At 71.9% G+C, this 303-nt stretch carries 1 protein-coding gene; it reads left to right on the top strand.

What is annotated here, in order from left to right; translation table 11 throughout:
* Window positions 1-303 (top strand): hypothetical protein (locus QJS33_RS31310; protein WP_306371683.1); only part of this gene is annotated, 303 nt, incomplete at both ends.

Raw genomic sequence — 303 nt, 5'->3', positions numbered from 1 at the left:
GCCCGGAATCGTCGGAACCCCAAGCGGACGCACGACCGCCGAGCGGATCCGCATCCGCATCCCGACCGTCACCGTCCCAAGCGGACGCACGACCGCCGAGCGGATCCGCATCCGCATCCCGACCGTCCGCGCCCCAGGCGGACGTACGGTCGCCGAGCGGATCGGCATCCGCATCCCAAGCGGTGTCCGGACGCCCACCGGCGGCGGAATCACGCAGACCGGCCTCCCCGACCACCGCACCGGCACCGTCGGCATCCCAGGAAGCACGACCATCATCCGGATCCGAAGACCCACCCAGGCCAC

It is taken from the genome of Nocardiopsis sp. CC223A, assembly GCF_030766825.1.
Taxonomy (GTDB): domain Bacteria; phylum Actinomycetota; class Actinomycetes; order Streptosporangiales; family Streptosporangiaceae; genus Nocardiopsis.
Note: the sequence above shows the minus strand (reverse complement) of the source record. Positions and strands in the feature narration are given on the sequence as shown.